Raw genomic sequence first — 20,356 nt, 5'->3', positions numbered from 1 at the left:
GCCGGTGTTGCGGGACAGGCGGCAACCCGGCCGCCTGCCGCGTCAGGCGAGCCAGCTCGTGATCGTCGCGCCGCTGGCGCGCCGCGCCATCGCCTGGAACAGCCGGACGAGATGGACGACCAGCGAGATCGCGGTCCAGCCAGCGACGCCGATGATCCCCCAGTCGGGCCGCGTCACGACGAGCCCGGCGAACAGGATGACCATGTTGGGGTTGCGCCGCGCGGTGATCAGCCGGAACCAGCTGTCGAAGCGTTCCCAGACATGGATGTGCATCCCGAAGCGGACGATGAACGCGCCTTCGATCAGCCGCTGCGCGACATAGCCGAACAGCATCGTGCCGATCACGATCCAGAAGGTCCGGTCGTCGAGTGCGCGGCCATAGGGCGCGCAGCCCGCCGCCCAGGCCCACCACCAGAAGGGCGGATGGACGAGATCGACGCCGTGGTCCCACGCATTGCCGAGCTTCGACGCGGTGATCGTGCAGCGCGCGAGCTTCCCGTCGACGGTGTCGAGCACCATGAAGACGAGGCCCGTGGCGAGCCCCGTCCAGAACCAGCCATACCAGAACGCGACCGTCGCGACGATGCACAGCAATGATCCCATCGCGGTGACCTGGTTCGGCGTGATCCCCGCGCGCGCGCAGACCCGCGTGATCGCCAGCGCCCATTCGGGCCACAGATATTTGGTCAGCAGGTCGGTGACGCCCTTGTACGCGCCGACATAGCTCGCACGCTCGATCGCGGGCACCGCTTCGGGAGTCAGCCGTTCGGCGAACGGCTTTTCGCGCTTGCGCAGCGCCTCGTTGAGGATCCCCTCGTCCGCTTCGGCGGCGATCACGCTCAGCATCCCCGTGCCCTGCAACGGCACCGCGTCGCGCATCGCCGCCTCGACATCCGCACGCTCGGCGCGGTCGCGGACATAAGCGAGCACGGGAACGCCGGCGCGGGTGACGACCGTCCCCGGCCGTGTCTTGAGGTGCGCGGTCCAGACCGGATCGAACGCGAACGCCATGTTGGCGAGGATCGCGGGGCCGTCCTGATCCGCGGCGGCGTGATCGGCAAACCCCTGCGCGCGCGCGATCCGGCGCAGCCGCTCGACATTGGTCATCCCCCATAACAGGGTCGGGTTGCTGCCGACGGGCGTCAGTGCTGGCGTGTCTTGCATGCGCTGCCGATAGCCGATTGTGCGCGGATTGCGAGACCCCCGGCGCTCGCGGCGCAGCCGGTCGCGTCCGGCCCCCGCGCCGCGGTCAGCGGCGAAGCGCCTCGATGACGATGGCCGCCGCGCGCGCCGGCGCCAGACCCGACACGTCGCCAAGCGCCGTCTGCACGAACGCGCGCTGGAACGCCTCATAGTCGCCGTGGCGTATCGGCGCGCGGTCGATCGCGGGGATCAGCGCGTCGAGCGACTCGACCACGTCGCCCGCCTCCCACATCGCGTAGGACGCGTCCGACCGCCACGCCGCGCCCAGCGCGTTGAGGAACACGCAGGGGCGCGGCCGCATCATATATTCGACCACCTGGCTCGACGTGTCGCCGAGATACAGGTCGGCGGCGGCGGTATAGCTGCCGTCGACCATCGCAAAGCTGTCGAGGTCGGCATGGACACCCGCCGCGCCGGCGAGCCCCGCCACGAACGCGCGCAGCTCGGGCGCGCGCTCGACGAGGCGCTGGTGCGGCGCGAAGATCAGGTTGTAGCGGCCATCGGCACGGATCCGCTCGACCACCGCGGGGCCCCAGGTCCACCAGGACGAGCGATGCGCCTGCCAGTGCGGGGTGTAGAGGATCACCGGCTTCGTATCCGCGAACAGCCGCGTCGCGGGGGTGCGCTGGCGGAAGGCGGCCTTGACATAGCCCGTGGTGACGACGCGTTCGGGCGCATCGCCGCCCGCGATCAGTGCCTGACGATCGCGTTCCGCTGCGACCAGCGTGCGCCAGCCGGCACGCCGTCGCCAGTGCCCGCGCGCCATCATCGACCCCGCGCCGTGGAACGTGTCGATGAACCGCGTCCGCAGCGGGACCATCGCGGGCAGCCACAGGCTCGTCTGTTCGGCGCACACGACGACCGGCGTCCGCAGCAGATGGGGGAGCAGCCGCAGCAGCGTCGGGAGCTTGGCCGGGACCGGCGGGTTGCGCCCGTCGTCATAGCCGGCGAGCGTCCGGAACCCCGGTGCGCGGCGGATCCGGACACCTGGCAGCATTTCGCTCCACCCCCGAGCAACGCCTCGTGCATCGACGTGCTGACCCAAAGCTCGATCGGCAGGTCGGGCTCGGCCGTCGCAAGCGCCTCGACGATCGGATAGAGATGCGGGATCAGCAGCGTCTCGCCGAGGAACAGGAACGCGACCTTGCGGTTCATGCGGACGCGTCGATCGCCGCGGACCGGTCGCGGGGCGTGGTTGCAGCTTGAGTCGGGTCCAGAGTCGGGGCCGCATGCTCGCGCTGCCACTGCGCGATGTCCTCGGGCCGGTCGATCTCCTGCCAGCGCAGGTCGGGCGCGATGCGCAGCGCGCGGACGCCGCTGCGTTCGGCGACGCGGCGGACGACCGCATGGTGATAGGCGTGCAGCCCGTCGGGCTCGCCGATCACCGCGCGCAGCGCCTCGGCATAGGCGGTGCCTCCCGCCGACAGGATCAACCCGAGCGACCGGTCGGTCGCCTGATGCCCGACCAGATGCTTGCCGACCGCGATCACGCGTTCGCCATCCGCCTCGACGAGCATGTCGTCGAGCCCGGGCTCCTCGAGCGGTTCGACGACCAGCGTCACGCCGGCGGCGGATCGCGCCCGTGCGCCGCGCAGGATCGCCGCGTCGAACAGCGTATCGCCGTTCATGAGCGCGAACGGCGTATCGAGATACGCGGACGCCGCCCACACGCTGCCGATCGAGTTCGCGACCGACCAGAACGGGTTGAAGACGAGCGTGGTCGCCAGCCCGCCGTCACGCCCGCCGTCACGCCCGGCGAGATGCGCGTCGATCTGGTCGATCCGGTAGCCGCCGACGATCACCGCGCCGTCGAACCCCGCCGCCGAGACCGCGTCGAGCTGATGATCGAGGATCGCTCGACCCCCGACCTCGACGAGGCATTTGGGCGTCGTGAGCGTCAGCGGCAGGAGCCGTGATCCGTGGCCGGCAGCAAGGATGATCGCCTTCATGGGGCATGGCTCTACGCACGAAGTGTGGCAGGAAAATGCATGCGCCGTGCCACCCGGCGCGAGTTTCTTGCCCGCGCGCGCGGGGCCGGTTCAGCGTCGAACGCGGTCGGCCTCCGCGCGCGACCAGCCGCCGCCCATCGCCTGGTACAGCGTCACATACGCCGTCAGCCGGTCGGCGCGCGCCTGCACCAGCGACAATTCGGCGGTCAGCAACCCGCGCTGCGCGTCGAGCTGGTCAATATAGGCGGAATAGCCCGCACGATAGCGGTTGGACGCGTTGCGCAGCGCGCCTGCGAGCGCGTCGCGCTGCCCCGCGAACGCTGTGGCCTGCTCGCCCGAACGGCGGACGCCCGCGAGGCTGTCGTCGACCTCGCGGAACGCCTGCAGCGCGGTGCGGCGATAGGCGAACGCGGCCTGGTCGCGCCGCGCGGTCGCGGCATCCGCCTGCGCCCCCAGCCGCCCGCCGTCGAGGATCGGGCTGAGCACGCTCGCACCGATCGAGAAGACGGCGATCGGATTGGCCAGCGCGCTCGACAGCACGACGCCCGCCGAACCGGTCAGCGCGAGATTGGGCAACATCGCCGCGCGCGCGCTGTCGAGCGAGCGATCGGTCGCCACCAGAGTCTGCTCGGCCTGATAGAGATCGGGGCGGCGGCGGAGCAGGTCGGCGGGGAGACCGTCGGGGATCGCCGGGGCGGCAAGCTGGTCGAGCGTGACGCCGCGCGGGATCGCGCCGGGGACGTCGCCGACAAGCAGGCTGAGCACGTTTTCCTGCCGGCTGATCGCGAGCTCGGCGGCGGGGACCAGCTGTTCGGTGGCGTGATATTCCGCTTCCGCCTGCCGCAGTTCGAGATTGGAGGTATAGCCCGACTCGGCGCGACGGCGCGCGATCCGCAGCCCCTCGGCGCGCGCGGCGAGCGTCTGGCGCGCGACCGCGAGTCGCTGGTCGAGCGCGCGCAGCGTGATGTAGCCGCTCGCCACGCTGCTCGCGAGACCGAGCCTGACCGTGTCGCGTGCCGCCTCGGTCGCGAGCAACTGCGCCTGCGCGGCACGGCTTGCCTGGCGAAGGCGGCCGAACAGGTCGAGATCATAGCTGATGCTGACCGAGGGCTGCGCGCCGATCGCGTCGGACGGCAACCCGAACGGGCTGACCGTCTGCCCGGTGGTGCTGGGGGCCGATCCGCTGACCAGCGGCGTCTGCTGCGCGCGTGCGAGCCGCGCGGCGGCGCGCGCCTCGTCGATCCGCGCCGCGGCGGCGCCGAGATCGGGGCTGTTGGCGAGCGCGCGCGAGACCAGGCTCGACAGCGCCGGATCGCCGAACGCGCTCCACCAGTCCGCGCGGATCGGTTCGCCCCCGCCGAGCGCGGTCCGCCACGCGGGGGCGGGACAACCGCGGTCGTTGCCGGCGCCTCGGGGCGGGGGCCGATGCACGCGGTGGCGAGCAGCGCGAGGGGGAGGGCGGTGGCGGCCCGCCACACATGCACTGTTCGCCACGCACCCATGCCGCGCGCCATCCGCATCCCCTGGGACCACCCCGGCGAAGGCCGGGGCCCAAGTGGGAAGGCCGCGGTTACGACGGACCGCGCGTCGTCACGATCGTCCCCCGATTGGGCCCCGGCCTGCGCCGGGGGGAGGTTCTCGCCAGGGTACCATCCTCCCCCAAAATGTTTCCCCGCGAAGGCGGGGACCCAGTCTGGGCTCCCGCCTTCGCGGGAGAACAGGGGGCGGGGGGGCACTGGGTCTCGACCGCATCACCGCGGCCCCGGTCCGCCCGCGGTGTCGACGCGCGCCTGCACCGACATCCCCGGCCGCAACCGCGCGCTCAGCGGCTGGCCCGGATCGACGCGGATGCGCACCGCGATCCGCTGCGGGACCTTGGTGAAGTTGCCCGTCGCATTGTCCGCCTTGAGCACCGCGAATTCGGAGCCCGCGGCGGGCGAGATCTGTTCGACATGCCCGGTCAGCCGTTCGTTCGCGAGCCCGTCGACGGTGAACGACGCGGGCTGGCCGACCGCCATCCGCGCGGTCTGCGCCTCCTTGAAATTGGCGATCACCCAGGTTTCCGGCGGCACGAGGAACATCAGCTGCGACCCCGCGGTCACATATTGGCCGAGCCGCACGCCGACTTCGCTCAGCCGCCCCGTCTCGGGCGCGCGGATGACCGTGTTGGCGAGGTCGATCCGCGCAAGCTGCCGCGCCGCTTCCGCGCCCGACACGCCCGCCTGCTGGCCGCCGCGTCCGACCTGGACGGTGCGGATGTCCTGCCGGGCGATCTCGCGCGCGGCCTTGGCCTGCTGGACCTGTGCCTGCGCCTGGCGCAGCGCCGCCAGCGTCTGGTCGCGCTCGCGCAACGAGACCGATCCGTCGACCACGAGGTCGTTGACGCGCGCCATGTCCGCCTCGGCGCGCATCAGCTGCGCGGCGGCGTTGGCGACCGCGGCGTCCTGCGCGGCGAGGCTCGCCTGCCGGCTCCGCGCGGTCTGGAGGCTGTTCGACAGCGTCGCCGCCTGCGCATCGACCTGCGCCTGCGCCTGGTCGATCCGCTGGCGATAGATGCGGTCGTCGATCTTCACCAGCGGATCGCCCTGCTTCACGTCGGCGAAATCGCGCACGAGCACCTGCGTCACATAGCCGCTCACCTGCGGGCTGATCACCGTCGTCCGTCCGCGGACATAGGCGTTGTCGGTCGATTGATAGCTCGTCGCGAACGGCGGCAGCCGCCACGCCGCGAGGACCGCGCAGATCCCCGCGATCGCCAGCACGACGATCACGACGATCACCTTCGCGCTGGGGGCTGCGGACGCCAGCCCGATCCCACCGGCACCGCGGGGCTTGCCGCCGCGGGGGTCGGGGTCGGGGAGGGCGCTGGCGCCGCCGGTTGGGCCGCCGCGGCGTCCATCTCCGCCTGTTTCGCTTCGGTTGCCGGTCCTTCCGCGACCGGGCTGCGCGCATCGCTCATGTCGTTCCCTCACGCCGCGCCCGTCGTTCGCGTCGTCCACGCCGCACGAGCAGGAACAGGAGGTACCCGAATGTCCCGGCGGCAAGCACCGCGATCAACCGGAAGACGTCGTCATACGCAAGTACGTTTGCTTCGCGCGTCGTCGTTTGGGACAGAATCGCAGTACCTTCCGCGGTGCGCAGCGTCGGATCGACGATCACGCGGCTGACCGCGGCGCCGCCCGCGGCGATCCGCTGCGCGACGATCGGGTCGGTCGGCGAGATCTGCTGGACGAGCGCGGCGCTGTTCGCCTTCTCGCGAATCACCTGATAGCTGCCGAGCAGCGCGGTGCCGCCGAGCCCGCCGAGCGAATTGATGATCCCGAACAGCGCGATGAAGCTGATGATGTGGCCCGCGCCCTGTTTGAGCGCACGCGTCATCCCGAACAGCAGCGCGGGGCCGAGGAAATAGGTCGCGCTGAACCCGATGATCGCCTGCGTCACGTACATCTGCGGCGCGCGCGTCAGGCTGGTCGCGTAGGAATCGAACCACGCGGCGACCGCGACCAGCCCGATCGCGAGCATGATCGGATGGCCGAGCCGTTCGACGTCGAGCGTGACCGCGCTGGCGATCACCCCTGCCACGGAGGCGATGAAGATGATCAGGAAGAACGGCACCAGCTGGTCGTTGTTCTGGCCGAGCAGTGTCAGCAGCCCGACCGAGGCATAGGTCTGTTCGGACAGCACGATGCGCGCCATCACGATCACGACGGTGAACCGGACGATGTCCGCGCTGCCCAGCCAGCGCGTGTTGAGCAGCGGGTTGACGCGGTGGTGCTCGATTGCGATCGCCGCGAGGAACAACGGGATCGCGGCGATCAGCGCCCAGCCGATCCACGGCGCGTTGGTCCACCACACGATCCGCCCGAGCCCGAGCACCGCGGCGAACAGCGCGGTCGAGCTAGCGAACAGCACGAAGGTGAGAAAGTCGAGCGGCTCGAACGCCTTGCTCCGCGTCGTCGGCGGCAGGCGGAGCGCGGCGACCGCGGCGAGCGACAGCAGCGCCAGCCCGAGCTCGAACAGATACAGCGTCCGCCACTGCGACATCGCCAGAAGGTCGGGCGAGAACAGCCGCGCGAGCGGCGTCGCGCATTGCGGGATGCCGATCCCCAGCACCACCGCCTTCAGCCGCCATTTCGCCGGCAGCGCCTGCATCACGTAATAGAGGCACAGGCTGCTGAGCGCCGCACCCGCCATCCCGCTGATCGCGCGCACCGCGATCGCGGTGGCAAAGCCGTGGACGAACAGATGCGCGAGCGTCACGAGCACGTAGAGCGTGAGGAAGATCAGCGCGAACGGCCTCAGCCCGAACTGCGCGCGGAACTTGATCATCAGCAGGTTGATGCTGACGTTGGTCATCACATAGACCGTCGGCAGCCACGCGATCTCCGCCGGATCGAGCCCGAGCGCGCCCTGCAGCGTATAGGTGTTGGCGCTGATCAGCGCGTTGCCGAACCCCACCGTCAGCCCGAGCAGGATGCCGATCAGCGCATAGGCGATCTGGCGGTGCCGCGGATGCGCGGGCGACCCCGGCGACCCGGGCAGCACGGGCAGCTCGTGCGGCGCGAACGTCCAGTCTTCCTCGCTCAGGAAGCGTCTGATTCTGCGGGCTATCATGGTGGCCGTCTTCTGACATGATCGGGGCAGGACGTCATCCGGGAACGCGGGTAACGAGCGAGCGATTTCCGAGCAAACAGCACCACCCCGGCGAAGGCCGGGGCCCAATTGGGAAACGGCGATAACGGCGGGCCGCGCGTCGCCATATTGGTCTCCCAATTGGGCCCCGGCCCTCGCCGGGGTGGGGGCCATGGCGGTAGCGCGCTCGTCGCCCCATGCTGCACCGCAGCGGAACATCCCCGCAGCCGCACCGTTGCGCCTTGATGCGCATATTCAGATCGCTCCACATACCACCCGAATGGGTCTGGCTGGAAAGCGTCGCCGTCGTGTCGGCGGCGGTCGTGTTCGCGCTGGTCGCGCACTGGCTGACGATGCGGATCGCGGGCCATGCGCAGCGGCGGTCGACCGCCAAGACCGACGGGCTCGTCCTCGCGCGCGTTCGCCGGCCGCTGCGCGCGGTGTTCGTCGCGGTCAGCGTCGCGTTCGTCGCGCGGATCCTGCCAATGGACGACGATATCGAGGAATTGTGGAAGCAGATCCTCGGCTTCCTCGTCCCCGCGCTGCTCGGCTGGCTCGCGGTCGCCGCGCTGCGTGCGTTCCAGGACGTCATCGAGATCCGCTCGGACATCACCGTCGAGGACAATCTCCGCGCCAGGCGCAAGCGGACGCGCGCGGCGATCCTCGGGCGGATCGGGACGTTCTTCATCATCTTCATCAGCGTCTGCCTGATGCTGCTGAGCGTGCCGGGCATCCGCTCGATCGGCGTGACGCTGATGGCATCCGCGGGTATCGCCGGCCTCGTCGTCGGTGCCGCGGCGCAGCCTGCGCTCAAGAACCTGATCGCCGGCGTGCAGATGGCGTTCACCGAGCCGATCCGGCTCGACGACGTGCTGATCGTCGACGGCGAATGGGGGCGGGTCGAGCAGATCAACCTGACCTTCGTCGTGATCAAGATCTGGGACGAGCGCCGCCTCGTCGTTCCCGTCTCGAAGTTCCTCGAACAGAGTTTCCAGAACTGGACGCGCGAGACGAGCCAGCTGATGGGGTCGGTGTTCTGGTATGTCGATCCGTCGACCGACGTGCCGCGACTGCGCGAGAAGCTCGCCGAGGTGGTCAAGGCCAATCCACGCTGGGATGGTCGCTTCTTCAACCTCCAGGTGACCGACGTGAAGACCGACGCGGTCGAGCTCCGTGCGCTGATGACCGCCAAGAACGCGTCGGTTGCGTTCGACCTGCGCTGCGACGTGCGCGAGGCGATGCTGGCGTTTATCGCGCAGGAGATGCCCGAAGCGATGCCGCGCGGCCGTTTGCTGATGGCGCCGGATCCGGTGCGGGGCACCGGGTCGTGACGCTGGGGCGGCGCGGGCACCCGTCACCATGACGAAAGTCAGGGCCCAGGGTCACGAACGCCGCGCTGTGCGGCTCTGGATCCTGACTTTCGTCAGGATGACGGCAGTGTGTGGAGGCAACTGATAATCCGCCACGGCGAATGTGCATGGTCGCCGTACCCCTCCCGTCCGTCACCCTGACGGAAGTCAGGGTCCAGGGTCACGGGTGCTGCACTGTGTGGCCCTAGGTCCTGACTTTCGTCAGGATGACGGGTTTTGGGGAGAACACCTTACAGCTCGGTGACATCCTAAACTTGCGCCGTCATCCCCGCGCAGGCGGGGATCCATATTGGCTGGCCGTGGTGGGGGCTCGCGGGCGGTAGCCAGTCTGGATCCCCGCCTGCGCGGGGATGACGGAGTTAGGCAGGGGTATAAGTGGGGTTACGCCTCGGCGTGCTCGGGTGCATCCTCGAGCGCGGTGATGAACAGTTCGCACCACCACATCACGTCCTCGCGGCGGACATTGTCGATCAGCTTTTCCCACCGCGCCTTGCGTTCCGCGAGCGGCATCTTGAGCGCGCGCGCGATCGCGTCGGCCATCTCCTCGGGGCTGTACGGATTGACCAGCACCGAGTCGGTCAGCTGTGCGGCGGCCCCCGCGAACTGCGACAGGATCAGCACGCCGGGATCCTCGGGATCCTGCGCCGCGACATATTCCTTCGCGACGAGGTTCATCCCGTCGCGAAGCGGCGTCACCAGCCCGACCCGCGCCGCGCGGTAGATCCCCGCCAGCACGTCGCGCGGGAAGCCCTGATTGACGTAGCGGATCGGCGTCCAGTCGATGTCCGAAAACTCGCCGTTGATCCGCCCCGACATCGAGATCGAGGTTCGCGCGGATCTCCTGATAGGTGTCGACCTTCTCGCGAGAGGGCGGCGCGATCTGGAGCATATAGACCAGCCCGCGGTGATCGGGGTGCAACGCGAGGAAGCGCTCATAGCCCGAGAAGCGCTCGGCCAGCCCCTTTGAATAATCGAGCCGGTCGACGCCGACGATCAGGCTGCGCCCGGTCGCGGACATGTACATCCGCTCCTTGGCGTGCCGCGCGGCGTTGCTGCTCGCGGACTTCTCGAAATCGGCGGTCTCGATCCCGATCGGCGTCGTGATCGCCTTGATCGTGCGGTCGCCGACCGTCACCCAGCCATCCTCGCCGACGACGCCGTCGAGCTGGCTGGTGACGTAATGCAGGAAGCTGTCGAGCCAGTCCTGAGTCTGGAATCCGACCACGTCGTACGCGAACATCGATTCGACGAGCGCGCGGTGGCTCGGCAGCGACAGCAGCATCGCCATCGGCGGCCACGGGATGTGGAGGAAGAAGCCGATCTTGTTCTCGACCCCCAGCTTGCGAAGCTCGCGCCCCAGCGGCACGTGATGATAATCATGCACCCAGACCAGATCGTCGGGTTCGATCAGCGGCAGCACCGTCTCCGCGAACCGCGTGTTGACGCGTGCATAGCCGCTCGAGAAATCGCGTTCGAACTCGGTCAGGTCGATCCGGTAATGGAACAGCGGCCACAAGGTCCGGTTCGCATAGCCGTTGTAATATTCGTCGAAATCCTGTTCCTCGAGGTCGATCGTCGCGGTGGTGACGCCCTTGCCCTGCTGGAAATTGATATGCCCCGTGAAGGTCTCGGTGGTCTCGCCCGACCAGCCGAACCACACGCCGCCCTTCTCGCGCAGCGCCGCGAGCAGCGCGACCGCGAGCCCGCCCTGGTTGCCCGAGGGGGCATCGACCGATTGGACACGATTGGAAATGACGACCAGGCGGCTCATCGTACGGCGCTCCAGGGCTTGCTGAGCAGGACCGCGCAGTTGATCAATCCCACCAGCGAATAGGTTTGCGGATAATTCCCCCACAGCTCGCCGGTGTTGGGATCGATATCTTCGGACAACAGCCCCGCGGGCGTGCGGCGCGCGACCATCTCGGCGAACAGCGCGCACGCGTCGGCCGTGCGACCGGTCGCGTGCAACGCCTCGATCAACCAGAAGGTGCAGACGTTGAACGCGGTATGCGGAAGGCCGAAATCATCCTCGGTCGCATAGCGCAGCATGTGGCTGCCGCGCCGCAGACCCTCCTCGACCGCCTTGAGCGTCGACTGGAAGCGCGGATCGTCGGGCGCGAAGAACCGCAGGTCGAGCAGCTGGATCAGGCTTGCGTCGAGATCGTCGCCGCCAAACGTCGCGGAGATACGCTGCGTATCCTCGCGCCACGCCGCCTTCTCGATCGTCGCGCGGATCGTGTCCGCGCGCGCGTTCCAGAATGCCCGGCGATCCTCGAGCCCGAGCACGCCCGCCGCATTGGCGAGCCGGTCGCACGCCGCCCAGCACATCGCCGCGGAATAGGTGTGGACATGCGCCTTCGTGCGCAGCTCCCACAGCCCCGCATCGGGCTTGTCATAGGTTTCCCACGCGCGGTCGCCGACCAGCTCGAGGCTCTTGAAGTCCTCCGCGCTCGACATGCGGAACAGCCGCTGGTCGAAGAACGCCTGAACGTCGGACAGGATGATCTGGCCGTACGCGTCGTGCTGGATCTGCTCGTACGCCTGGTTGCCGACGCGCACTGGCCCCATGCCGCGGTACCCCGGCAACGCGGGCGCGACGCGCTCGACCAAAGTCGCCTCGCCGCCGACGCCGTAGAGCGGCTGGACATGCCCGCCCTTCGACGCATCGACGATGTTGCGCAGATATTCGAGATACCCCTCGAGCACGTCGAGCGCGCCTAGGCGGTTGAGCGCCTGCACCGTGTAATAGGCGTCGCGGATCCAGCAGTAGCGGTAATCCCAGTTGCGCTCCGACCCCTCATGCTCGGGGATCGAGGTGGTGAGCGCGGCGACGATCGCGCCGGTCTCCTCGTGCTGGCACAGTTTCAGCGTGATCGCGGCGCGGATAACGACGTCCTGCCATTCGACCGGGGTCGCGAGCCCGCGGACCCAGTGGCGCCACTCGTCCCGCGTGCGCGCGAGCATCGCCTCGGCCGCTTCGTGCAGCACGCCGGCAAAGCTCTCGTCGGGCCCGAGGAACATGTACATCGGGCGTTCGAGCCGGAACCACCGCTCGTCGACGATATGCCCGACCGGCGCGTCGGTCGTCAGCCGCAGCGTCTGGTCGTCCATCAGGAAGCGGATATGGTTCGACCCCTGCGTGTGGTCAGTGGCGTGCCCCCAGTTGGTCGCGACGCGCAGGCGGATGCGGATCCGCGGCGATCCGGCGACCGGCCGGACGATCCGGACGAAGCTCGTCGGCCGATAGGTCCGCTCGTCGCGCACGAACCGCGGACAGAAGTCGGTGACCTCGACCGCGTTCCCCGCGGCATCCTCGTGGCGCGTGACGAGGATCGGCGTGTTGCGGATATAGGCCTGGGTCGTCCTGGTGACGCCCTCGAGCTCGATCGACCAGAACCCCGTCTCGGGGGCATCGCCGCCGAGCAGCGCGCAGAACGCCGGATCGCCGTCGACACGCGGGACGCAGCCCCAGACGAACCGGCCCGTCCTGTCGATCAGCGCCGAGACCTGGCAATTGCCGATCGGCCAGAGGTTCATGTCCGCGGTGCTCGCGCGGAGATCGACGGGTGTGGCGGGGTCGGGAGAGACGGTCATCATGATTCCAATATGGCGGCGATCCAGCCGCGAAGCGCGGCGACGTCGTCGAGACGATAGGTGGCAGCGGTAGGGCGGGGCTCGCCGATCAGGATTCCGGCGCCGCCGAGATCGCGTGCCGCCTCGAACCCGTCCTCGTCGGTGACGTCGTCGCCGAAGAAGAACGGCGTGGTGCCCGCCATTCCTGGTGCGGCGATCAGCGTGCGCAGCGCGGCGCCCTTGTCCCCGGCGGTGCGCAGCTCGACCATCATCTTGCCGCGCTGGAGCGTCAGGCCGTGCGTCTGCGCGAGCATCTCGGCCAGCGCGACGGCCTCGGCTTCGAACGCGGGGTTCTGCCGATAGTGCAGCCCCGCACCGAGAGTCTTGGCCTCATAGACGAGTCCGTTGCGATCCGCGAAGTCGCGCAGCAGCACCGCGGCGCGCTCGAGCGCAGGCGGGCGCACTGCTGCGACATGACCGTCCTCGGGGGTGCGCCGCTCGGCGCCGTGGCTCCCGGCCACCGCGAAGCGGGCCGCATGATCGCCGAGCATCGCGTCGAGCTGCGCAATCGACCGCCCGCTGATGATCGACACGCGCCCGGGAAACCGCGCGGCGAGCTGGTCGAGCTGGTCGAGCAGCATCCGCTCGACCACTACCGCGTCGGGCGTCGCCGCCAGATCGACGAGTGTTCCGTCGAAATCGAAGAAGAGGCTGGCTGCGTCGAGCACGAGCGGCGGGGCTGCGAGGATATCAGTCGCGGGCTGGCGTTCGGCAAGCATGGTCGTCTAACCCCTGGCAGTCACGCTCCGTTCCGCTGCAACGCAAAATTGGAACGGGAGCGGTTCGATTGGTGCTCTCCGTAGCGGCATTCGCTGCCGCCGTCGCTGCCATGGATTGCTGTCCTCGTCCGCCCCCGTCCGGAATTCCGGCGGGCAACGCTTCCGGCCCTGGGTCCTGACTTTCGTCAGGATGACGGGAGGCGGCTGTCATGGCCAATAACGGACGATTCCGATGCAGCCCGCTACCTCCCGTCTTCCGTCATCCTGACGAAAGTCAGGACCCAGGGTCCCACGCGCAACGCCTGCGGCCTGTAATCCGGATCCAGGCTGCACGATGCCAATCCGCGGAGAGCGGACGACGCACCCGGTCTCGCCTGCGACACTTCGCGACACAAAAGCGCTGGACTACCCCCCGACCGCCCGCCATTCCTGCCGACCATGTTACGCGTCCGTTCCTTTCTTGTTGCGCCCGTCTTGCTCGCCGGCTGCTCGGTAGGGCCGGACTATCACCCTCAGGCCGCGGCCGAGCTGGGCGTTCCCGACGCCTATTCGGTGACCCCGGTCACCACCCCGGAAGACCTGACGCGCTGGTGGCAGCGGTTCGACGACCCCGTGCTCGGCCAGCTCGTCGAGCAGGCGGCGGCGACCAATCTCGACATCGCGCAGAGCGTCGCGCGCCTCCGTCAGGCGCGCGAGAGCCTGATCCAGAACCGCGCCTCGCTGCTGCCGACGCTCAGCGGGTCGGGCGGGTATCAGCGCAACGAGAATCTGCGCGGCGGCGGGCGGTCGTTCACGCTGCCCGACGGGACCGTCGTCGATACCGGCGGCGGCGGGACGAACAGCTTCACGCTGGGCGGAAGCGCGAGCTACCAGGTCGGCGTGTTCGGCGAGATCCGCCGGACGATCGAGGCAAGCCGTGCGGACTATGCCGCGTCGGGGTTCGACTATGCCACCGTGCTGATCTCGGTCGAGAGCGAGGTCGCGCGCAATTACGTGCTCGCGCGGCTCTACCAGGGGCAGCTCGCCAACGCGCGCGCGTCGCTGACCATCCAGGACGACAATCTCGAAATCGCCGGGTTCCGCGTCCAGGCGGGGCTGGTCTCCAGCCTCGACAGCGAACAGGCGCGGTCGCAGCGCGCGCAGACCGCCGCGACGATCCCCAATCTCGACCAGCAATATGCCGCCGCCGTCGCGCGGATCGGCGTGCTGACGGGGCAGGCGCCGGGCGCGTTGCGGACGCTGATGGCACCCGCAAAGGCGATCCCCGTCGGTCCCGCGGCGGTTGGCGTCGGGATTCCCGGCGATACGCTGCGTCAGCGTCCCGACGTGCGGTCGGCCGAACGCGCGCTCGCCGCGGCGACCGCGCGGATCGGCGTCGCCAAGGCGCAGCTCTATCCTGCGCTCGCGATCACCGGCAACATCAACACCAACGCGACCTCGATCGGCAATATCGGCGATGCGATCACCGGCGGGCTGTTCGCCGGGCTGACGCAGGCGATCTTCAACGGCGGGCGGTTGCGCAGCCAGGTGCGCACGAGCGAGGCGGCGACCGATGGCGCGTTCGCCTTCTACCGCGCGACGATCCTCACCGCGCTCGAGGATGTCGAGAACGCCGTGGTCGCGCTGCAATCGGCGCAGGAACGCGAGCGGCAGTTTGCGATCGCGCTCGATGCCGCGAACAATTCCGCGATCCTCAGCCGCAGCCAGTACCGCACCGGGCTGACCGATTTCACGACGCTCAACCAGCAGGAAATCGCGCTGCTGTCGGCGCGGAACGGCGCCACCCAGGCGCGGGCCGACGCGGCGACCGCGCTGATCGCGCTGTACGCGGCGCTTGGCGGCGGCTGGGATTCCACGACCATTCCGGAAGCGCCGGTTCGCGCCCCGGCATCTTCAGAGGCACGCTGATGGCCGACGCAACGATCGACGACTTTCTCGGCGTGAAGCCGCAGGCCCCCTGGAAACGCTATATAAAATGGGTCGCGATCGCGATCGGCGTGGTGCTGCTGTGCCTGCTCCTCGCGCGCTGTTTCGGCGCCAAGGAGCAGACGCAATATTCGACCGCGCCCGCGCGTCGCGGCAATCTGACCGTCACCGTCTCGGCGACGGGAAAGCTCGCACCGACCACGCAGGTCACGGTCGGGTCGCAGCTCTCGGGGCTCGTCACGAAGGTCGTGGTCGACGTCAACGACCGCGTCGTCGCGGGCCAGCCGCTCGCGCTGATCGATCCCGAGCAGCTCGACGACCAGATCCGCCAGACCAGCGCCCAGCTCGCGGCGAACCAGGCTCAGGTCAATCAGGCGCAGGCGACCGTCGCCGAGTCGCGCGCGCAGCTCAACCGTCTCGAGGAGGTCGCACGGCTGTCGGGCGGACGCGTCCCGTCGAAGACCGAATTGCAGGCAGGACGCGCCGACTTCCAGCGTGCGCTCGCCGCGCAGAAGGTCGCCGAGGCCAATGTCGTCGCCAGCCGCGCCGCGCTGGCGCAGAACCAGACGCAGCGCGCGCGGGCGATCATCCGCTCGCCGGTGACGGGCGTCGTGCTCGCGCGGCAGATCGATCCGGGCCAGACCGTCGCGTCGTCGTTCAACACGCCGACGCTGTTCGTGATCGCCGAGGACCTCACCAAGATGAAGCTCGAGGTCGCGATCGACGAGGCGGACGTCGGCGAGGTCAAGATCGGCCAGCGCGCGAACTTCACCGTCGATGCGTTCCCCGGCCAGACCTTCCCCGCGACGATCACGCGCGTCGATCTCGGCTCGAACCTGACCGTCAGCGCGGCGACCGCGTCGTCCTCGACGACCGGCACGACCGCGACGACCGGGCAGGTGGTGTCCTATGCCGCCGACCTCACCGTGGCCAACCCGACGCTGACGCTGCGCCCCGGGATGACCGCGACCGCGGACATCGTGACGTCCGACAAGCAGCGCGTGCTGCTCGTCCCGAACGCCGCGCTTCGCTTCAAGCCGACGACGACGACGGGGGATTCGGGCGGCGGGATCGCCGGATCGCTGACCTTCCGCCCGCGTCGCGGCGGTGGCGCCGAGCGGACCGCGACGCTCGGTCGTGGCGCGCAGCAGACGATCTACATCAAGGGTGCGGACGGTACGCCGCAGCCCGTCCAGATCACCACCGGCGACACCAACGGCACGATGACCGAGGTCATGTCGGGCAATCTCCAGCCCGGCGCGCAGGTCATCACCGGCCAGCTCGCGAGCGGCGACGACGCGACCAAGCGCGGCGGCGGCGGTAGCGGCGGCGGCCGTCGCTCGGGCGGCGCAAGCAAGGGTGGGGGCGGTGGCCAGTAACGCCCCCATCATCGCCGCGGGTGCGGACGGCCCGCCGGCGCTCATCTCGCTGCGCGGCGTCACCAAGACGTACGGGCAGGGCGCGACGATGTTCCAGGCGCTCAAAGGCGTCGACCTCGACATCGCGGCGGGCGATTTCGTCGCGGTGATGGGGCCGTCGGGGTCGGGCAAGTCGACGACGATGAACATCCTCGGCTGCCTCGACGTGCCGAGCGACGGGACCTTCCTGTTCCGCGGGCATCATGTCGAAACGCTCGACCGCGACCAGCGCGCGCTGCTCCGGCGGAAATATCTCGGGTTCGTCTTCCAGGGGTTCAACCTGCTGAGCCGGACGTCGGCTCTCGAGAATGTCGAGCTCCCGCTCCTCTATCGCGGCGACGAGAAGCGCGCGCGGCGCGCGGCGGCGATGGCGAGCCTCGACACGGTCGGTCTCGCCGACTGGTGGGACCACACGCCCGCCGAGCTGTCGGGCGGCCAGCAGCAGCGCGTGGCGATTGCGCGCGCGCTGGTGACGAACCCCGACGTGCTGCTTGCGGACGAGCCGACCGGCAACCTCGACAGCGAACGCTCGGTCGAGATCATGCAGCTGCTGACGCGGCTCAACGCGGAGCAGGGGATCACGGTGCTGATGGTCACGCACGAACCCGACATGGCCGCGTTCGCGCGCACCGTCGTGCATTTCAGGGACGGACTGGTGGAACGCATCGAAACCCAGCATCGCCAGGGCGAGAGGGTGGAGTCGTGAGCGTCGAGATCCTTCAAAGCCCCTCCCCTTCAGGGGAGGGGCTTTAAGTCATGTTCGGCACCACGCTCTCGCTCGCGCTGCGGTCGATCCGGCGGCATCTGCTGCGGTCGTTCCTGACCATTCTCGGCATCGTCATCGGCGTCGGCGCGGTCGTCACGATGGTCACGCTGGGCAAGGCGACCACCGCGGCGGTGCAGCAGTCGATCTCCGCGCTCGGCACCAACATCCTCCAGATCCGTCCGGGCCAGGGCTTCGGCCGCGGCGGCGGCGGGCCGCGTCCGCCCGACTTCAAGCCCGAGGATGTCGAGGCGATCGCCAACCAGGTCACCGGCGTCACCGCGGTCGCGCCGCAGGCGCAGGCGACGGCGACCGCGATCTACGAAGGCGCGAACTGGTCGACCACGATCAACGGCACCACCAGCGCCTATTTCCAGGTCCAGCCCTGGCCGCTCGCGACCGGGCGCATCTTCACCCCGCTCGAGGAGGCGTCGGGCAAGGCGGTGTGCATCATCGGCAATACGGTGCGCACCAACCTGTTCCGCGGCGGCGACGCGGTCGGCCTCCGCATGCGGATCGGCGCGATCAGCTGCGACGTGATCGGCGTGCTGTCGACGCGCGGGCAGGCGGGCTTTGGCGGCGATCAGGACGACGTCGTCATCATGCCGCTCAAGGCGGTCCAGCGGCGTTTCACCGGCAACCGCGACATCCGCCTGATGCTGGTGGGCGTCGACCAGAAATTCTCGACCGCGACGGTTCAGGCGTCGATCACCGACCTGCTGCGCGAGCGCCGGACAATCACCGGCGGCAAGGAAGACGATTTCAACATCTTCGACACCAAGCAGATCTCGGACACGCTGACGGGCACGACGACGCTGCTGACCGGGATTGTCGCCGCCGTCGCGGGGATCAGCCTGGTCGTCGGCGGGATCGGGATCATGAACATCATGCTGGTGTCGGTGACCGAGCGAACGCGCGAGATCGGCATCCGCCTCGCGATCGGCGCGGTCGCGCGCGAGGTGCTGTTGCAGTTCCTCGTCGAGGCGATCGTGTTGTCGTGCCTCGGCGGCCTTGTCGGGCTCGTCATCGCGCAGCTCGCGATCGCGGTCATCGCGCCGCTGATCAAGGTGCAGTGGATCTTCGTGCCCGAGATCAACATCTTCGCGTTCGCGATCTCCGCGGTGATCGGCGTCGTCTTCGGTTATTTCCCCGCACGCCGCGCCGCGGCGATGAACCCTATCGACGCGTTAAGGCACGAGTGATCGCCGCGCGGGGATCGTGGACGAGCGCCTGCAGCCTCTCCAGATCCTCGGGCGTGTCGATATCGATCAGTTCCGCGGGGGCGGTAACGACGTGGCGCCCCGCCTTAACCAGATCGCGCGCGCCCGCATCGCCGTCGAGCGTCAGCAGGAAATCGAACCGCCCGCGCCCGAACAGCGCGGGCGGGCTCGGCTTCTCGCCATCGCTCGACGCGACCACCGCGTCCGCGCTGTCAGCGGCATCGAGCATGCGGTAGACATGCGCCGCGGTGACGCGCGGCATGTCGGCGAGCGCGATCAGTACGGCCTCAGCGCCGTCGTCCTTCGCGCGCTGCACGCCCAGCTTGACCGATTGCGACATGCCCGAGGCGGCGTCGTCATTGTGGACGATCTCGAACCGCTCGCTGATGAAGTCGAGCTTGCACCCGTCGGTGACCGCCAGCCGCCGCTTGAACGGGATGTTCTCGAACGCGGTGACGACGTGCAACCCGAGCGGCTTGTTGAGGAACGGCACCTCGAGCTTGTTCGGGATGCCGAACCGCTCGGACCGCCCGGCGGCGAGCAGGATGAGGACGACGTCTTCAGCCGCGATCATGGAACGCTCCGATCATCGCCGCCGCGATCGACAGCGCGATTTCCGATGGCCCGATCGCGCCGATATCGACTCCGACCGGCGCATCGATCCGGTCGATAGCCTCGGCCGTAACGCCCTCGGATGCAAGCCGCTCGCGCCGTGCCGCATGGCTCTTGCGGCTGCCGAGCGCGCCGACATAGGCGGCGTCGCTGGCAAGCGCGGCGATCAGCGCGGGGTCGTCGATCTTGATGTCGTGGCTCAGCGTCACGACCGCGGTCGACGGACCCGGTCGATACGCCGCGATCGCCTCGTCGGGCCAGCGATCGTCGAGCGTGACGCCCGGAAACCGCTCATCCGTCAGGAACCGTGCGCGCGGATCGATCACGACGGTGGCGATCCCGAGCTCGCGCGCGAGCCCGACCAGCGCCTGCGCGATCTGCACCGCGCCGACGATCAGCAGGCGGCGCGGCGGATCGTAGCGATTGAGGAAGACCTCGCCCGTCTCGAGCGGGCGCGCGTCGCTGTGCCCGGTCTTGAGGTCGGTGGAGACGGTCAGCGCATCGCCCTGGTCACGCGCATCGGCGATCCGGTCGAACAATTCGGGGTCGAACCCCTCGGCCGAGACGGGCTGCACCATCACCGCGATCTCGCCGCCGCACGGCAGCCCGACTTCCCACGCCGCGGCATCCGCGACGCCGTAGTTGCGGACCTGGAACGGCGCGCCCGCGATCACCTCGGCGGCGGTCGCGAGGATGTCGCTCTCGACGCAGCCGCCCGATACCGATCCCTCGAACCGGCCATCGGCGTGGACGAGCATGTGGCTCCCCTTGGGACGCGGCGCCGAGCCCCAGGTCGAGACGACCGTGGCGATCGCCATCTTCTCGCCCTTCCACGCCTTGGCGGCGGCAATCACGCTATCGTTCTCGGCCATGTCTTCTCTCTCTTCTCGTTCCTCCGCATCGGCGTGGGA

At 69.2% G+C, this 20,356-nt stretch carries 14 protein-coding genes and 2 pseudogenes; 5 read left to right on the top strand and 11 right to left on the bottom strand.

From position 1 onward, the window contains the following. Positions 1-42: 42 nt before the first annotated feature. The 6 genes and pseudogenes from QP165_RS07375 to QP165_RS07350 all read right to left on the bottom strand — a co-directional run bounded on the left by QP165_RS07375 (position 43) and on the right by QP165_RS07350 (position 7,766). A complete protein-coding gene (locus QP165_RS07375) occupies positions 43-1,164 on the bottom strand; it encodes a CDP-alcohol phosphatidyltransferase family protein (protein WP_333994813.1) in 1,122 nt (373 codons plus the stop codon). Between the two features lie 85 nt (positions 1,165-1,249). Beyond that, complete coding sequence (locus tag QP165_RS07370; protein WP_333994811.1) at positions 1,250-2,200, bottom strand: hypothetical protein; 951 nt, start codon at positions 2,198-2,200, stop codon at positions 1,250-1,252. A gap of 154 nt (positions 2,201-2,354) precedes the next feature. Continuing rightward, positions 2,355-3,152, bottom strand: a complete 798-nt coding sequence (locus QP165_RS07365) for a phosphocholine cytidylyltransferase family protein (RefSeq protein WP_333994810.1) — start codon at positions 3,150-3,152, stop codon at positions 2,355-2,357. A gap of 90 nt (positions 3,153-3,242) precedes the next feature. Continuing rightward, positions 3,243-4,628 (bottom strand): efflux transporter outer membrane subunit, encoded by a 1,386-nt coding sequence (locus QP165_RS07360; protein ID WP_333996971.1) that lies wholly within the window; start codon positions 4,626-4,628, stop codon positions 3,243-3,245. 275 nt (positions 4,629-4,903) lie between these two features. Continuing rightward, positions 4,904-6,111: pseudogene (locus QP165_RS07355) on the bottom strand (HlyD family secretion protein). Further along, the gene (locus QP165_RS07350; RefSeq protein ID WP_333994808.1) at positions 6,108-7,766 is read right to left on the bottom strand and encodes an MFS transporter; all 1,659 of its coding nucleotides are present in this window, start codon (positions 7,764-7,766) and stop codon (positions 6,108-6,110) included. Before QP165_RS07350 ends, QP165_RS07355 begins: the two are co-directional and overlap by 4 nt. 263 nt (positions 7,767-8,029) lie before the next feature. On the opposite strand from QP165_RS07350, the gene QP165_RS07345 reads away from it, so the two are divergent. Beyond that, positions 8,030-9,115, top strand: a complete 1,086-nt coding sequence (locus tag QP165_RS07345; RefSeq protein WP_333994806.1) for a mechanosensitive ion channel family protein — start codon at positions 8,030-8,032, stop codon at positions 9,113-9,115. Between the two features lie 420 nt (positions 9,116-9,535). Here QP165_RS07345 and QP165_RS07340 read toward each other — a convergent pair. The 3 genes and pseudogenes from QP165_RS07340 to otsB form a co-directional block, all read right to left on the bottom strand. Next, positions 9,536-10,925, bottom strand: a pseudogene (locus QP165_RS07340) (alpha,alpha-trehalose-phosphate synthase (UDP-forming)). After that, a complete protein-coding gene (locus tag QP165_RS07335; protein ID WP_333994804.1) occupies positions 10,922-12,748 on the bottom strand; it encodes a glycoside hydrolase family 15 protein in 1,827 nt (608 codons plus the stop codon). The pseudogene QP165_RS07340 and the gene QP165_RS07335 overlap by 4 nt, the downstream one beginning before the upstream one ends. Further along, on the bottom strand, positions 12,748-13,506 hold the full coding sequence (otsB, locus tag QP165_RS07330) for a trehalose-phosphatase (protein ID WP_333994803.1): 759 nt from the start codon (positions 13,504-13,506) through the stop codon (positions 12,748-12,750). Before otsB ends, QP165_RS07335 begins: the two co-directional genes overlap by 1 nt. 438 nt (positions 13,507-13,944) lie before the next feature. Between otsB and QP165_RS07325 the strand changes: the two genes are divergently transcribed. From QP165_RS07325 to QP165_RS07310, 4 genes are all read left to right on the top strand, one after another. Next, complete coding sequence (locus QP165_RS07325; protein WP_333994800.1) at positions 13,945-15,414, top strand: efflux transporter outer membrane subunit; 1,470 nt, start codon at positions 13,945-13,947, stop codon at positions 15,412-15,414. Then, positions 15,414-16,811: an efflux RND transporter periplasmic adaptor subunit gene (locus QP165_RS07320; RefSeq protein ID WP_333994799.1), complete on the top strand. Its 1,398-nt coding sequence runs from the start codon at positions 15,414-15,416 to the stop codon at positions 16,809-16,811. The genes QP165_RS07325 and QP165_RS07320 overlap by 1 nt, the downstream gene beginning before the upstream one ends. A gap of 88 nt (positions 16,812-16,899) precedes the next feature. Next, on the top strand, positions 16,900-17,556 hold the full coding sequence (locus tag QP165_RS07315) for an ABC transporter ATP-binding protein (RefSeq protein WP_333996970.1): 657 nt from the start codon (positions 16,900-16,902) through the stop codon (positions 17,554-17,556). A gap of 50 nt (positions 17,557-17,606) precedes the next feature. Then, a complete protein-coding gene (locus tag QP165_RS07310) occupies positions 17,607-18,815 on the top strand; it encodes an ABC transporter permease (RefSeq protein ID WP_056016722.1) in 1,209 nt (402 codons plus the stop codon). Here QP165_RS07310 and QP165_RS07305 read toward each other — a convergent pair. Together QP165_RS07305 and QP165_RS07300 are read right to left on the bottom strand one after the other, a co-directional pair. Then, entirely contained in the window at positions 18,790-19,407 is a 618-nt protein-coding gene (locus QP165_RS07305; RefSeq protein WP_333994798.1) for a nucleotidyltransferase family protein, read from the bottom strand. The genes QP165_RS07310 and QP165_RS07305 overlap by 26 nt on opposite strands. Next, the gene (locus QP165_RS07300; protein ID WP_056016717.1) at positions 19,394-20,317 is read right to left on the bottom strand and encodes an XdhC family protein; all 924 of its coding nucleotides are present in this window, start codon (positions 20,315-20,317) and stop codon (positions 19,394-19,396) included. The genes QP165_RS07305 and QP165_RS07300 overlap by 14 nt, the downstream gene beginning before the upstream one ends. Positions 20,318-20,356 lie beyond the last annotated feature (39 nt).

The sequence above is a fragment of the Sphingomonas sp. 22R3R2A-7 genome (assembly GCF_036856055.1).
GTDB lineage: Bacteria > Pseudomonadota > Alphaproteobacteria > Sphingomonadales > Sphingomonadaceae > Sphingomonas.
Note: the sequence above shows the minus strand (reverse complement) of the source record. Positions and strands in the feature narration are given on the sequence as shown.